General features: G+C 46.4%; 9 protein-coding genes and 3 pseudogenes. All 12 read right to left on the bottom strand.

Translation table 11 applies throughout. From position 1 onward, the window contains the following. Window positions 1-11: 11 nt before the first annotated feature. The gene (gene pheA / locus DW996_RS02275; protein WP_118534744.1) at window positions 12-1,166 is read right to left on the bottom strand and encodes a prephenate dehydratase; all 1,155 of its coding nucleotides are present in this window, start codon (window positions 1,164-1,166) and stop codon (window positions 12-14) included. Between the two features lie 69 nt (window positions 1,167-1,235). Beyond that, a pseudogene (locus tag DW996_RS02270) lies at window positions 1,236-5,698 on the bottom strand (PolC-type DNA polymerase III). Between the two features lie 23 nt (window positions 5,699-5,721). After that, window positions 5,722-6,776 (bottom strand): annotated as a pseudogene (ispG, locus tag DW996_RS02265) (flavodoxin-dependent (E)-4-hydroxy-3-methylbut-2-enyl-diphosphate synthase). 12 nt (window positions 6,777-6,788) lie between these two features. After that, the gene (rseP, locus tag DW996_RS02260) at window positions 6,789-7,823 is read right to left on the bottom strand and encodes an RIP metalloprotease RseP (RefSeq protein ID WP_118281110.1); all 1,035 of its coding nucleotides are present in this window, start codon (window positions 7,821-7,823) and stop codon (window positions 6,789-6,791) included. 1 nt (window position 7,824) lies between these two features. After that, the gene (gene dxr, locus DW996_RS02255) at window positions 7,825-8,970 is read right to left on the bottom strand and encodes a 1-deoxy-D-xylulose-5-phosphate reductoisomerase (RefSeq protein WP_118534743.1); all 1,146 of its coding nucleotides are present in this window, start codon (window positions 8,968-8,970) and stop codon (window positions 7,825-7,827) included. A gap of 11 nt (window positions 8,971-8,981) precedes the next feature. Next, complete coding sequence (locus DW996_RS02250; protein WP_118534742.1) at window positions 8,982-9,782, bottom strand: phosphatidate cytidylyltransferase; 801 nt, start codon at window positions 9,780-9,782, stop codon at window positions 8,982-8,984. Between the two features lie 11 nt (window positions 9,783-9,793). Then, the gene (locus tag DW996_RS02245; protein ID WP_256386587.1) at window positions 9,794-10,525 is read right to left on the bottom strand and encodes an isoprenyl transferase; all 732 of its coding nucleotides are present in this window, start codon (window positions 10,523-10,525) and stop codon (window positions 9,794-9,796) included. 30 nt (window positions 10,526-10,555) lie between these two features. Next, entirely contained in the window at window positions 10,556-11,110 is a 555-nt protein-coding gene (frr, locus tag DW996_RS02240; protein WP_118534741.1) for a ribosome recycling factor, read from the bottom strand. Window positions 11,111-11,122: 12 nt separating this feature from the next. Next, a pseudogene (gene pyrH, locus DW996_RS02235) lies at window positions 11,123-11,817 on the bottom strand (UMP kinase). A gap of 19 nt (window positions 11,818-11,836) precedes the next feature. After that, window positions 11,837-12,622, bottom strand: a complete 786-nt coding sequence (locus tag DW996_RS02230; RefSeq protein ID WP_118534740.1) for a polymer-forming cytoskeletal protein — start codon at window positions 12,620-12,622, stop codon at window positions 11,837-11,839. 17 nt (window positions 12,623-12,639) lie between these two features. Further along, window positions 12,640-13,563 (bottom strand): polysaccharide deacetylase family protein, encoded by a 924-nt coding sequence (locus DW996_RS02225; protein ID WP_118534739.1) that lies wholly within the window; start codon window positions 13,561-13,563, stop codon window positions 12,640-12,642. A gap of 1 nt (window position 13,564) precedes the next feature. Further along, on the bottom strand, window positions 13,565-15,643 hold the full coding sequence (locus tag DW996_RS02220; protein ID WP_118534738.1) for a methyl-accepting chemotaxis protein: 2,079 nt from the start codon (window positions 15,641-15,643) through the stop codon (window positions 13,565-13,567). Window positions 15,644-15,780: the final 137 nt, after the last annotated feature.

The following is a 15,780-nucleotide window of genomic DNA, read 5'->3' as shown; positions in this document are numbered from 1 at the left end:
TTTTAAAAAATCTAATTTCCCTTTGCAAAAGACTGGTAATTTCCCAAAATGCGGAAAGAAGATGTCTCCTCCTTTAAGCCCCGCAGAGCATTGACGACCGCTTCCTGTCTCAGATTCCCCTCAAAATCGATAAAGAATTGGTAGCCCCAGGAGCCGCCCTTGCTCGGACGGGATTCGATACGGGTCAGGTTGATCCCATTAAAGATAAAATGTGACATGATGCGATACAAGGCACCAGCCTCATCATCCGGGAGTGCAAAGCACAGGCTGACCTTATCCGCAGATTGCAGATAGGTCTTATCCTTTGCCACAATGATAAAGCGTGTCTCATTTTCTTTATTATCCTGAATGGCTTGGTCTAAAACATCCAGATCATAAATACCGGCATTATGTATGCCTGCAATGGCAGCCTGGTTTTTCAGACCGTCCTCTTTGACCTTCTGGGCTGCAAGGGCTGTATTCTTCAATGCCTTGCGCTCCATTTTTGCATGGTCATCCAGATAGTCCGCACACTGCATCAGGGCTTGTGGATGGGAATATACCACGGTAATATCCTCGATCTTTGCCCCCTTGACACCTAAGAGTGCATGGTCGATCTTAATGATCTGCTCGCCCACGATCGTCACGTCATATTCCATCAAAAGATCATAATTTTCCGCCACAATACCGGCGGATGAGTTTTCGATCGGCAGGACCGCATAATCCACGTATCCGCTCTGGATCGCCTCCATAGCATCCCGCCAGGTCGCTACTGCCTCACCCGGACATTCCTTGCCAAAGAACTGTTGCATTGCCATCTGGGCATAAGCCCCTTCGACTCCCTGATAAACGATCCGCTTATCCTTGGCATCCAGAGCATCGATCGCCCGAAATCCCAACGGCTCGATCTGTCCTGCTTCCGCTAACATCTGGTATTGCTTTTTGCGGCTGGTCGACATGATCTGTTCAAAAAGTTCGACCACGCCCTGCTTTAAAAATTCATCCGGCACCAGCCCCGCCAAGGTCTTTAATTTGTCATCCTCGCGTGCCTTGTCATAGACATTTTTATGGTTAGCGATCTTGTATTCTGCCACTTCCGCAGCAAGTCCCATTCTCTGTACATACAACGATACGATCTGACGGTCAATCGCGTCAATATCACATCGGATCTCACTTAAATCTTTCATGTAATTCCTCTCATAATCATCTCTTTTTATAAATAGGAAAATCCGTGGAATTTCCTAAACTGCTTCATCCTACGCCGTAAAGTCGAAGAAGGATAACTGGTTGGATTCCGGCAGATCCGAAATAATATCCAGATCGGATAAAAGTTCAATGATCGATTTACTTACCTTGCCACGCTCCCGCAGGTCATCCTTGGATAAGAACTTGCCGCCACTGGCTGCAATGGCAAGCGACTCTGCCGCCTTGTCTCCCATGCCGTCGATCGAGTTGAAAGGCGGTAATAATTTACCGTCGACGATCTGGAAATATCTGGCATCTGACTTATACAGATCCAGTGGTAAAAATTCAAAACCTCGCGCATACATTTCCTGTACGATACGCATATCACGGAGAGTTCCTTCTTCTTTTGCCGACAACTTGTCTTTTTTCTTGTATTCTGCAATATAAAATTCCAGTTTATCCTTGCCCTGACACATGAGTTCATAACTGAAGGATGTCGCGCGGATACTAAAGAATGCCGCGTAGTAAGCCAGGGGATAAAAGACCTTACAATAGGCGATACGCCATGCCATCATAACGTATGCCGCCGCATGTGCCTTCGGGAACATATATTTGATCTTTTCACAGGACCAGGTGTACCATTCCGGCACGCCATGATCCAGCATATCCTGTTTCCACTCCGGCCACTGCTTGCATTTGCCCTTGGCAATGATACCCTTTCTGGTCTTTTCCATGATATCAAAGGCTTCCGCACTATCCAGTCCCATATGGATCAAATAGGTCATGATATCATCACGCGTACAGATACAGGTAGAAATCGTAGCCGTACCATTTTCGATCAAAGTCTGGGCATTACCCAGCCATACGTCCGTACCATGGGACAAGCCGGAAATACGGATCAGATCCGTAAACTCCTGCGGCTTTGCATCCCGGAGCATCCCCATGGCAAAATCGGTACCAAACTCAGGGATACCCAGCGTTCCCATCGGACAGCCGTTCAACTCCTCCGGTGTGACCCCAAGGGCTGAGGTATTTTTAAAGAGTGACATGACCGTCTTATCATCCAGCGGAATCTCCTGCGCATGCAGTCCGGTCAGATCTTCCAACATACGGATCATGGTCGGATCATCGTGTCCCAGAATATCCAGTTTCAAAAGGTTGGCATCGATGGAGTGATAATCAAAGTGGGTCGTAATGATGTCGGATGTCATATCGTTTGCCGGGTGCTGGACCGGTGTAAAGGAAAAAATGTCCTCTCCTACCGGAAGTACGATGATACCGCCCGGATGCTGTCCGGTCGTTCTTCGCACGCCCACACAACCCTGTACGATACGGTCGATCTCACAATTTCTCTTGTGTATGCCACGTTCTTCATAATAATTCTTGATGTAACCAAAAGCGGTCTTATCAGCAAGCGTACCGATCGTACCCGCCTTAAAGGTCTGGCCTTCCCCAAAGATAACCTCGGTGTATTTATGCGCCTTTGACTGATAATCCCCGGAGAAGTTCAGATCGATATCCGGCTCCTTATTTCCCTTGAATCCCAGGAAAGTTTCAAACGGAATATCAAATCCCTCTTTTTTCAGATCCTTGCCACAGACCGGACACTTGCGGTCCGGCATATCACAACCTGCACGCCCGGAATAAGCCTTGACCTCTTCGGAATCAAAATCAACAAAATGACAATATTCACACAGATAATGCGGACTGAGCGGATTTACCTCGGTAATACCTGCCATGGTGGCGACAAAGGAAGATCCTACCGATCCACGGGAACCTACCAGATAGCCGTCCTCATTGGACTTCCACACCAGTTTCTGTGCGATGATATACATCACGGCATAACCATTGCCGATGATGGATTTGAGTTCTCTTTCCAGTCTCTCTTCTACGACAGGCGGCAGATCATCGCCATAGAGCGCATGCGCCCTATCATAGCAGATCTTTCTCAGCATGCCGTCTGAGTTTTCAATGACCGGTGGACATTTGTCCGGTCGCACCGGCGAGATCGGCTCACACATATCGGCGATCCGGTTGGTGTTGGTGATAACGACTTCCTCCGCCTTGGCAGAACCAAGATAGGAAAACTCCTCCAACATCTCCTCGGTAGTACGCAGATACAAAGGTGCCTGATCGTCGGCATCCGAAAAGCCCTTGCCCGCCATAATGATACGGCGATATACTTCATCCTGCGGATCCAGAAAATGCACATCACAGGTCGCAACAACCGGCTTTTTAAAGATTTCTCCTAAGGAGACAATCCTGCGGTTGATATTGCGCAGGTCTTCTTCGCTCTTGATCAGTCCGTCATCCTTACGGAGCATAAAGGCATTGTTTCCGAGCGGCTGGATCTCCAGATAATCATAGAAATTCACGATACGCGTGATCTCTTCTTCCGGTCGGCTGTTTAGGATGGCGCGGTATAATTCTCCCGCCTCACATGCCGAGCCGATGATCAGACCCTCCCGATATTTCTGCAACTGGCTCTTTGGGATCTTTGGTCTTCTGTAATAATACTGTAAGTGTGACATGGAGATCAAACGATAGAGATTGATACGTCCAATGTCATTTTTTGCTAAGACGATACAGTGGTAAGACGGCATCTTGCGGATGGTCTCATCAGATGCCATACCGTCCTTGTTGACATCATCCAGTGTCTCAAAGCCACGGTCTTTTAACATTTCCAAGAACTTGACGTAGATCTCTGCGGTACAGCCCGCATCATCTACTGCCCTATGATGGTGTTCCAAAGATACACCCACTGCCTTTGCCACATTGTCCAGTTTGAACTTGCTGAGTGACGGAAGCAGATAACGCGCCAGAGCCACCGTATCCACATAGGTAAAGTCACATGGCAGTCCCAGTCGTTCGCAATTTGCCTTGATAAAACTCATATCAAAGTCTGCATTATGGGCAACCATGATAGCACCCTTGCAAAAATCCATAAAACGTGGCAGGATCTTTGTAATATCCTCCGCATCAATGACATCCTCATCACGGATGCTGGTCAGTTCGGTAATACGGAAAGGAATTGGTTCTTTCGGATTGACAAACTCGGAAAAACGTTCCGTGATCTGCCCGCCAACGACCTTGACCGCTCCGATCTCTATGATGTTATTATTTTTTGCATGAAATCCTGTCGTCTCCAAGTCAAAGACACATAGGTATCATCCAGACTCTGGTTCTTGGAATCCGTCACAATACCCTTGGTATCATCCACCAGATAGATCTCACAGCCATAGATCACCTTGAAGTCCGTATCCAGATCATGCACGGTATGGTCTGCATCCGGGAAAGCCTGTACGGCTCCATGGTCGGTAATTGCGATCGCCTGATGTCCCCAACCGGCTGCCCGCTTGATGATATCCTTGACATCCGATACCCCATCCATATCACTCATCTTGGTATGACAGTGTAACTCTACACGCTTATCCGGGGCATGATCATGACGGGAAGTCGTAAAGTCCGGGATACGCATAATGCCAAAGACCGAACTCATGGTAAGGTCATGGTCAAATTTATCGATCATCGGTGCGCCTTTTAACTTGATAAAAGCACCGTTCTTGATTCCCTGACAGACCTCGTCCACCTGATCATTTGCCACAAAGATCTTGCTGACGATCGTATCCGTAAAGTCCGTGATGGCAAACATTAAAATAGTACGCTCATTGCGGATCTCTCGACTTTCAAAACTGATGATCTGTCCGCGGATGGTTACCTCGCCGATCTCACCGGAAATCTCTTGAATTGGAATCGGTTCATCATCAAATTCACGTCCATAAATAACATCCGGATTGTTTGATTTTTTCGCTGCAAAGCCACCGCGTCTGCCGCCGCCTTTGCCAAAGGACTTCTTTTCGTTTCCGACATCTTTGCCGGCAGGACTGGCTGGCTTCTCGCTGCCGGTATCCTGCTCGCCTTCCTCTGCATTCAGCAGTTCCTTCTGCTGCTGGCGCATGCGGTTTTGTCTTGTAATCTCCGCGATCTGGTTGTCGATCAGTATCTGTGAATTTTCACGATACTTGCTTGCAACCGGTTCTTTATAGGAAAAATCAATGATGAGTTTCTGCCCGCAGCGCTGACAAAAGATCTTATCTAAGATATCGTGCAGTTCCTGCTCATAGCCATGTGCAATGACCGTATCTTCCAGAGTGACCAGAAGATGATCCTCTGAAAAGGTAAAATCCGCTTTTTTGAATACGCCAAATAAAAGGGCACTATAGGCATTGATCTCCTCTAAAATACTGTCCTTATAAATATCGTATAATTTTTCCGGCGTATATAATGCAGATAATGAAAAAGACTCTATGATATGTATCGTTACATTTTCTTTTGCAAAGCACTGTTTCTTGATCGCATCTTCCATCTTCCAGATACGGCGCTTGGGAACAAGGGAATCACAATGAAGGTAAATACGAATGGCACTTCTGTCCCGGTTCGTACTTACCTTCTGAATCATTGCTCCCTGCATGATCTGCATTAAGTCATTATCTAATTGTAAGGATGGAAAAACTTCCTGAAAACTTTTATCCAATCTGCTTCACTCCAACTAAGGGGCTACTCGCCCCAATGATCTAATTCGTATTTTAATGCCGGGAGTAATTCTTCTTCCGGCATTTTCTTGACTACCTGACCATGTTTGATCAAAAGGCCTTCGCCAATGCCCCCCGCAACGCCAAGGTCTGCCTCTTTTGCCTCGCCCGGTCCGTTGACCACACAGCCCATGACGGCAACCTTGATATCCAAAGGATAACCTGCCACAAGATTTTCTACGCGGTTCGCCAGTCCGATCAGATCGATCTGTGTACGTCCACAAGTCGGACAGGATACGACCTCAATGCCGCCCTTGCGCAGCCCCAGAGTGCGCAGGATCAACTTGGCAGACTTGATCTCCTCGATCGGATCTCCGGTCAGAGAAACGCGGATGGTATCGCCAATGCCCTGGTGTAAGATCAGTCCCAGACCGATCGATGACTTGATGTTGCCACTGGTCAGTGTCCCCGATTCCGTGATACCGACATGGAGCGGATAATCCGTCTGGCTGGAGATCAGTTCATGTGCCTTGACACACATGAGAACATCAGATGATTTGATGCTGATGACCAGATTATCATAGCCAGATCCTCGATGATATGCACCTTATCCAGTGCGCTCTCCACAATGCCTTCCGCCGTAACGCCGTGGTATTTTTCTACCAGTTCTTTTTCCAGGGAACCACTGTTTACCCCAACACGAATCGGGATGTTGCGCTCTTTTGCCACATCCACGACTGCCTTGATACGATCCAGTGACCCTATGTTGCCTGGATTGATACGGATCTTGTCCGCACCATGCTCCATGGCTGCGATCGCAAGACGATAGTCAAAATGAATGTCTGCAACGACCGGGATCTCCACCTGCTTTTTTATTTCTTCCAAAGCACATGCCGCTTCCATAGTCGGAACAGCACAACGGATAATATCACAGCCCGCCTGTGTCAACTGCCGGATCTGTGCGACTGTTGCATCGACATCTTCTGTTTTTGTATTGGTCATAGACTGGATCAGGATCGGATTGCCTCCACCGATCACACGATCTCCAATATGGATCTCTTTTGTTATCTTTCGCTCCATAGCAAAAACCTCCTAGACGAACAATTTCTGAATATCGTTAAACATGACGACGACCATCAATACCATAAGCAGCATAAAGCCGACTAGATGGATCCTTCCCTCGATCTCCTCATTCATCTGCCTGCCCCGGATAGCCTCGATCAAAAAGAAGAGAAGCCGTCCGCCATCCAGTGCCGGGATCGGGAGAAGGTTCATCACGCCCAGATTGGCGGATAAGAGGATGGCAATATTGATCATATTCATGGCAACATAAAAAGCACCGGAAGATACGGACTCGTCATAGGTATCGCCGATCGTCTTGACGATCCCAACCGGACCGGACATATCATTTACAGATAACTGCCCTGTCACCAGCATTTTCAGACTCTCAAAAGTCGCATAGATCTGGTATTTCATCTCGTAAAATCCATAGGCAAGTGTCGTCGGTATGTTGCCCTTGATCCTGGTGTAGTCCCCCTGTAAGCCCAAGAGGTATCTGCCCGCTTCCTCGTTATACTGCGGAGTTACCTGAACACTATATTCCTTACCGTCTCTTTCATAAGTCACATCCATGGTCTTTCCCGGATGAAAAAAGGAATAAACACTGATCTCCTGATAGAAATGAACACGGTAACCGTCCAGCGCAAGAATGGTATCTCCAGCCGCAAGTCCCTCTTCTTCTGCGGATGAGCCTTCCATGACACCGGCAAGTTTCGGCACATCATAGCCGATAGCCCCGATCAAAATAACAGACAGAACATATGCCAGAATAAAGTTAAAGAAAGGTCCTGCCGCTACGATCGCCGCCCTCTGCCAAAGGGGCTTATGGTTAAAAGCACGGTCATCCTGACTGTCCTCGTCCTCACCCTCCATCATACAGGCTCCGCCAAAAGGCAGAAGTTTTAAGGAGTATGTTGTCTCTCCCTTGGTAAAATGAAGGAGTGTCGGTCCAAGTCCCAGACAGAATTCATTGACCTTGACATCGCATTTCTTGGCAACCAGAAAATGCCCCAATTCATGAAATATTATGATAAAACTAAAAATGATAATTGCAAGAATAATACTCAATTTACCACCGACTCTCTATATATTCATAGGTTGCTGCTTCTGTATCTAAGATCTCCTCCAAGGTCGGATCTTCCTTGTAGTAAATTTCTTCCATGCTGGCTGCAATGATCTCCGGTATCTCGATAAAGGAGATCTTGCCGTCCAGGAACTTGGCTACTGCACGCTCATTTGCCGCATTAAAGACAGTCGGCACATTGCCGCCGGCATCTAATGCATCATATGCAAGGGACAGACCATAAAATGTCTCGCGATCCGGTCTTTCAAAAGTCAGACTGCCTACCTTGAAAAGATCCAGTTCCTCTGCATAAAGCATACGACGATTTGGATAAAATAATGCATAAAGAATTGGAAGTCGCATATCCGGTGTTCCCATCTGTCCGATCACAGCGCCATCTTCATACATGACTGCGGAATGTAAAATACTCTGCGGATGTACGACGACCTCGATCTGGGAAGGCTTTACACCAAAGAGCCACTTTGCCTCCATGACCTCCAGTCCCTTGTTGACCATGGTTGCAGAATCAATGGTGATCTTCTTTCCCATGCTCCAATTCGGGTGCTTTAGGGCATCTTCTAATGTCACATGTTCCAATTCCTCGTATGTCTTTCCACGGAAAGGTCCGCCGGATGCTGTCAGTAAGATCTTTTTGATCTTATTGTGTGCATTGCCCTGCAAAGACTGGAAAATGGCACTGTGTTCACTGTCGACCGGCAGAATAGATACTCCGCATTTTTTTGCCAAAGGCATAATAATATGACCAGCCGTTACCAGGGTCTCTTTATTGGCAAGTGCAATATCCTTTCCTGCCTCGATCGCCGCGATCGTCGGACGGATGCCAAGCATGCCAACGATAGCCGTCACTAAGATCTCGGATGCCGGATGAGTCGCTACTGCCAAAAGTCCGTCCATGCCGGATACAACAGAGATCTCTGTGTCCTTTAAATTTTCTTTTAATTCTTTGGCACACGCCTGGTCCCAGACCGCAACCAAAGTCGGCCGATACTTTCTCGCCTGCTTTTCCAGTAAAGTAATATTGCTGCCAGCCGCAAGGGCTACCACCTGTAAGTCTTCTTTATTTTGATCTACAATATCCAGTGTCTGAGTTCCGATCGAACCCGTGGAACCAAGAATTGCAATATTTTTCATCTTATCTTCTCCTACAAAACTCTTGATGCTAAAAAGAATATGATCGGTGCGGTAATGATCACGCTGTCAAAACGATCCAAAATACCGCCATGTCCCGGGATCAGTTTTCCATAGTCCTTGATATCGTAATTACGTTTGATCGCAGAAGCCGCCAGATCTCCCACCATAGAAATCAACGCTCCAATGGCAGAAACGCCTGCCAAGAGCCAGACTTCTGTTATCGTAATGCCGAGTTGGCTGCGGAAGATCGATACATAAAGTGCAGTTAAAAGTGCGGCTCCAACCACACCGCCCACGGCACCTTCTACAGATTTCTTCGGGCTTAAGACCGGTGACATCTTGTGCTTTCCGAAAAGCATACCCACACAGTAAGCACAGGTATCACTTCCCCAGGAACAGAGAAAGATCAGCCATACCAGATACTCTCCACCGTCCAACATTCTGGTCTGGTAAATAAAGGAAAGCATCATTGCCACATAAAACAGGGCGAAAAAACAAGCCATGATCTGATCTGCCTTATATTTGGGGTAAGAGAACACATAGACCGCCAAAAGCAGGATCAAAAACAGCATAGGCAGGATCATAGGATCCGTAAAAAAGCCAAAATATAAATTCAGATAAAAAGCAATGGCTGCCAGATAGCCAACGACTGCCGCCAATGACTTTTCCATTTGAAATACACGGTATAACTCAAACATACCAATGAGGGAAATGATCCCCATAACAGAAAGCAGGACATTGCCCCCTGTGATAATTACTACCAGGGCGATCGCAACCAATACGATACCACTGATCAATCTAGTCTTAAACATTGTAAAACCTCTTAAACCTTTCCATATCTTCGATCTCTATTTTCATATGCTTCCACAGCTTTTCTTAATTCCTCTCCATGGAAATCCGGCCATGCGACCGGAGTAAAATAGAATTCTGCATACGCTAACTGCCACAATAAGTAATTGGATAAGCGCTGCTCTCCACTGGTGCGGATCATCAGATCCGGGTCCGGCAGGTCCGCGGTATCCAGATATTTGCTGACAGTATCCTCACTAATGGCATCAGCATCTAATTTATGTTCTTCTACATCCTGATACATCCGCTTGATGCCACGGACGATCTCATCCCGGCTACCGTAATTGATAGCGATGGTCAGGTTGAGTCCGGTATAGGATGCGGATTCTTTTTCCAAAAGGCAGATCTTTTCCTGCATGGATGGATCGAGTCTTGAAATATCCCCGATCACGCGGATACGCATATTATTCTTCTTTGCTGTCTTTAAACAGTTCTTCAAATACTGGTTCAGCAGATTCATCAGGGCTGTAACCTCTTCCTTGGAGCGGTTCCAGTTCTCTGTCGAAAACGCATAGAGAGTCAGGTACTCGATTCCCATATTGTATGCTTCCTCGCAGACAACCTCTACATTTTTTGCTCCTGCGGTGTGTCCTGCCGTCCTCGGCAGACCTTTCGCCTTTGCCCATCTGCCATTTCCATCTAAAATAATGGCAACATGTCTTGGAACACTCATATTGTCTCCTTTCTGCTTGTAAAAAAAGGACACTTACGCAAGTGTCCCCTTTTCGTCAAAAGACTATACCGTTAAGATCTCCTGTGTCTTAGCCTCAATGGCCTTGTCCACTTCAGCAATATACTTGTCTGTAAGCTTTTGTGCCTGATTTTCCAATTCTTTTACTTCATCTTCAGACACATCTGCTTCCTTGCCATATTTCTTAAAGGAATCATTTGCATCTCTACGGATATTGCGGATAGCAACCTTGGCATTTTCGCCATGCTTCTTGACATCCTTTGCCAATTCCTTACGACGTTCCTCTGTCAGTTCCGGGAATACCAGACGGATGACCTTACCATCGTTGGTCGGGTTCAGTCCAAGATCTGCAACTAAGATCGCCTTCTCAATATCCTTTAACAAAGAAGACTCCCAAGGCTGGATCTGGATCATACGTGCTTCCGGCACACTGATATTTGCCACCTGCTGTAATGGTGTTGGTGCACCGTAATAGTCAACTACGACCTTGTCTAAAACATGAGGATTGGCTCTACCAGCACGAATGGTGGTGTACTCCTCAAGCAAATTGTTGTAAGACTTTTGCATCTTATCTTCAAATACTTTTAATTTTTCGTCCATCATTATCCTCCATTATACGGTCACTTTTGTGCCGTTAAAGTCGCCCGAGATTGCTTTTACAATACTATTTTCTTCCTGTAATGCAAAAACATACATTGGCATTTTATTTTCCATACACATGATAGAAGCCGTCAGATCTACACTGCAAGTTTCTGGTCGATCACATCCTGAATCGGCAGGACATCATAACGCTTGGCATTTGGATTGGTCTTTGGATCACTGTCATACACACCATCCACTGCCTTTGCAAGCAGAATCACATCTGCCTCGATCTCGATCGCACGCAAAACGGTCGCTGTATCTGTAGAGAAATACGGATGTCCCGTACCACCTGCAAAAAATGCTACCTTTCCTGCTTTGAAGCATGCATTGGCTGCATCCTTAGAAAACAAGGTTGTAAAAGCACCACAGGTAAATGGTGTCAGTACCTCGGTATCCATCCCAACATAACGGAAGATCTCAGATACATAGATACAGTTCATGATCGTTGCAAGCATACCGATCTGGTCTGCCTTGGTACGGTCGATCGTCTCTGAAGTACGTCCACGCCAGAAATTACCGCCACCGATCACGATACCGACTTCTGTACCGGCATCTACCAACTGCTTGACCTGCTTGGCCACCTGAATACAGGTTGCCTCATCAAATCCAGTCTTCTTCTCACCTGCTAAGGCTTCGCCACTTAATTTTAATAAAACTCTCTTCATCGTTCTACCTTCTTATCTCTTATGCAAACAAGCCTTCTACATCAACATCTGCATAGCACTGTGAACAGAAACCTTCGATAACAGCACCATTGTTGATCTGAACAGAACGTGACTTGATATTACCCATAACAACTGCGGAAGTATCTACAACAACCGGTCCCTGCACATCGATATCACCCTTTACGGCTCCGGCGATAACGGCTGATGTTGCTGTGATATTGCCAATGATAACAGAACCAACACCGATCTTGGCTGTACCGGATGTATTGACCTCTCCCTCGATCTTGGCTGCATCTGCAAAGAACTCAGAAGATGTGCTGTTTCCATGAACGACACCGGTAACAACCAACTTGCCGTTGCAGGTAATGTTGCCTTCGATGCCACCCTGGACATCTACAGAACCGGTAGACTCGATATCACCCTTGATGGTCATGCCTGCGGTGATCACTGCTGTCTCATCATCAACAGGTGTGCTCGGTGCTACGACCGGATTTGGTGTCACATTGACTGCTGGTGTCACCTCGCGAACTGGCTCATTTACTACTTCTCTTGTTTCCATTGTCACTGTATCCTCCACTGTGTTTTCTTGTTTTGCTGTAGCCGGTGCCGCCTCTTCCGGTGTGCCGTCTACTCTCTTTGTAACCTGCTCCAATAAACCGTCCAGTTTTGACAATTCGGATTGCACATCGATCTCTTCATCCAATGTATCTGTTGCAGTGTCTTCTGTATCTAATTCCTCTGCTCCAGGGACAAGATCGTTGACTGCCTCTGAAAAGTCATCCTTAAAATCCTTGAAAAATCCCATTTTCATTCCTCCGTATATTATTGTTGGATACTGACATGTTGTATGACCGTTGTATCCTCATCAATCGGTAAAAGCATGGCTCCGGATTGCTGTAATGCCTCAATCATTGCCGGTAAAGCCTGTACCGTTGTTGTCTTTGCTGTTGCATCATGTAATAAAACAACCGACGTTTTGTATTTTACCACATCCGACATGACATTTTCAACTAATTCATCTGCAGTAAATGCATGTGATGTTGCATCACCGCTGGAAACATTCCAGTCGAAATAAGTAATCCCCTGATCATTCAGATAAGAAATAAATTCTGACATATCGGTATTGCTGACTTTATTGCTGCTGCCACCCGGAAATCTGTAATATCTGCACTCCACTCCAGTCGTGTCATAGATCAGATTCTGGATGCGCTCAAAGTCATTTTGAAAGGCCTCCTTGGATGCATAAATATCACTGTATTTGTGTGAATAAGAATGCATAGCGATCGTATGTCCCTCGTCTACGATACGCTTGTAGGCTGCCTTTGATGCCTCGTCTTCTTTGCCTGTCACAAAAAAGGTTGCCTTGACGTTATAGTCATCCAGAACATCCAAAATTGCATTGGTATTATCACTTGGTCCGTCATCAAAGGTCAGATAGACCTTATGCAGATCTTCTGCAGTCGCCAAATTTTCTTTGTCTGATGTATTCTGGGTCAGTTTTATATCTGCCGTATCCGATGCACTCTGGTTGACCTTGGCTGATACTGCCGTGGACGAATCGTAGTCCCCGGTCAGGATGTTGATCTGCTTTTGCAGTGATACAACCTTGGCGCAAAGAATACAGGTGATCACGATCGAAAGGATCATCCAGACAGAGATCACGGTAATGATCCCTATTCTGATATGTTGCACACGCTTTCTGCGATTCCTTTGCTCTTTCAGGACTTTATGTTCCTGTTCGCTCATATTAGTTTTCTCCGTCTTCTTTTTCTTCCAGTTTGAACCTGCTGACTACGCCAGTCAGTTCTCTTGCGATGACATCCTCTTTCTCTGCCATCTCAGAAACATTGTCCACATGATCTGCCACAACTACAACCTTTTCCGTCATATTGCCGCTGACCTCTGTGGTATCCTGCGTCGCTTCTGCAATGCTCTGTACTGCGGCAGTGACCTCCTGCATGATCTGCTTGATATTGTCTGACATATTGGAGATATTTTCTGCCGTACGTTCGATGGATGCTGCATCCTCGCCGTATTGCTTTGCCACCTCTACAAAATTGCTGTAATCCGGTGTAACATCATTTACCACAAAGCCCAGCATATTTTGTGCATCCTTGGTCAGGGAATCAAAGGCATTCTGTACCTGTGAGATCGTATTCTGGATCTGTCCGACAGCCTCTGCCGTGCTGGTTGCCAAAGATCCGATCTCTGATGCAACGACGGCAAATCCCTTACCTGCCTCTCCGGCGCGGGCTGCTTCAATAGATGCATTTAAGGATAAGAGGTTGATCTGCTCTGCAATTTCAGAAATGACATTTGCCATTTCCTCGATACTGCTGACAACCTTTGCATTCTCAATACTCTCAGCCAGACGTTCTTCAAATTGCTTTGCCAATGTGCTTGCTGACTCAAAGGACTTGCGGCTGGTCTCGCCGACCTCTTTGGCACGTCCGCGGATCTCCTGTGCCATTGCCGTACTGTTCTGCGTCTCTTCGTTCAAAAGATTGACATTAGAAAGCACTTCTTCGGTAGAAGCATTGACTTCCTCTGTCGCAGCACTGGTCGTCATCATCGCATTGTTGACTTCTTCTATATTCTTCTTGATCTCTGCAAAGTTCTCGGATAATTCAGTCGTAGCACTACGCAATTTCGTACTTGCTTCGTCAATATCTGTCGCATGCTCCGCAATATTGCTGATTACGTCTTTGTTGCTGTCATACATGGCATTCAAAGAGCCGCTCATGACGCCAAGTTCATCCTGGGTCTTTACCTGTATCGGATCCACGGTAAAGTCACCTTCTGCCAAAGATCCCGCAAAGGCTTTGACACGGTTCAGTCCCTTGGAAATGGAATTAACACTGAAAATAATAACCAGGGCTACCACGATCAGGGCAACAATACAGATACCAAACAGTTTTGCCAAAAGCTGCATGATCGGCTGGGTCAGTTCAGCGTTCGGCATAGTGATAATCAGTATCCATCCTGTAGCATCCACACGGGAATAATACAGATTGATCTGTCCGTCACTGCCTTTATAACTTGTCTCTCCACTATCACCGGCTAAGATCTTTTCTGCTGCCTTTGCCAGTGCCGGCGCATCCTTGTCCTCTGTGATCACAACGCTATTCTGAATCTTGTCACCCGCTGCACCGCCGATATAGACACCCTCTGCGGTAAGGAGCATGCCCCTGCCTGCATCGCCTACTTTTATATTGTCAATCAATGTCGTGATCGCATCCAACTGGATATCTACGGTCACACAGCCGATAAACTGATCATTGACTAAGATCGGCATCGCACAGGTCGACATAATACTATCAGAAGTTTCATCATAATAAGGATCGGTAAATACCGGTTCGGTAGACGCCTTGGCAAGTTCGTAATATTCCTGGGCGAAATAATTGTATTCCGCATTGCTGTAATCATAGGTCGTCGCCAACTGGTCGCCATCCTTATATACATAAGGTCCCATATACTCAGCATCTGCCTGATAAGCATAAGGCTCAAACCAGAGTCCACTGCCGGATACCATATCATTGTCCTGAATCAGTTCTCCTAACATCTTCTCATAGGTATCCATCGATGTCGTCTGGTAGGTAGTCGCTACCACACGAGAGATCGACTGTGCCATAGAAGAAACTGTGTGCAGATCTTCGCCCATGACGCCGCTCTGCGCAGACAACTCCTCCTGCATCCTGCTGTCGATCTGGTCGTTTATGATATCACGACTGGAAAAACCGATGACGGCTGTCAAAAGAAGCATTGCCAGAATCACAACCGGCAAAATAACAACTAACATTTTTGTCCCGATCTTCTTAAACTTCATAGAGACTTCCTCCGTAAAAATATATAATATTTCACGTTTATTCTATCATAATTTTCCAGGATGTATATACTGATTCTGCATAATTTCTACATTTTTCGTCTATTTTCGACAATTAAAAAAATATCAGTCGCATCTCA

Origin of the sequence: Roseburia sp. AM51-8, from assembly GCF_003478275.1 — a bacterium.
Classification (GTDB): Bacteria; Bacillota; Clostridia; order Lachnospirales; family Lachnospiraceae; genus Pararoseburia; species Pararoseburia lenta.
The sequence above is the reverse complement of the archived record's forward strand: the minus strand, read 5'-3'. Positions and strand labels throughout refer to the sequence as shown.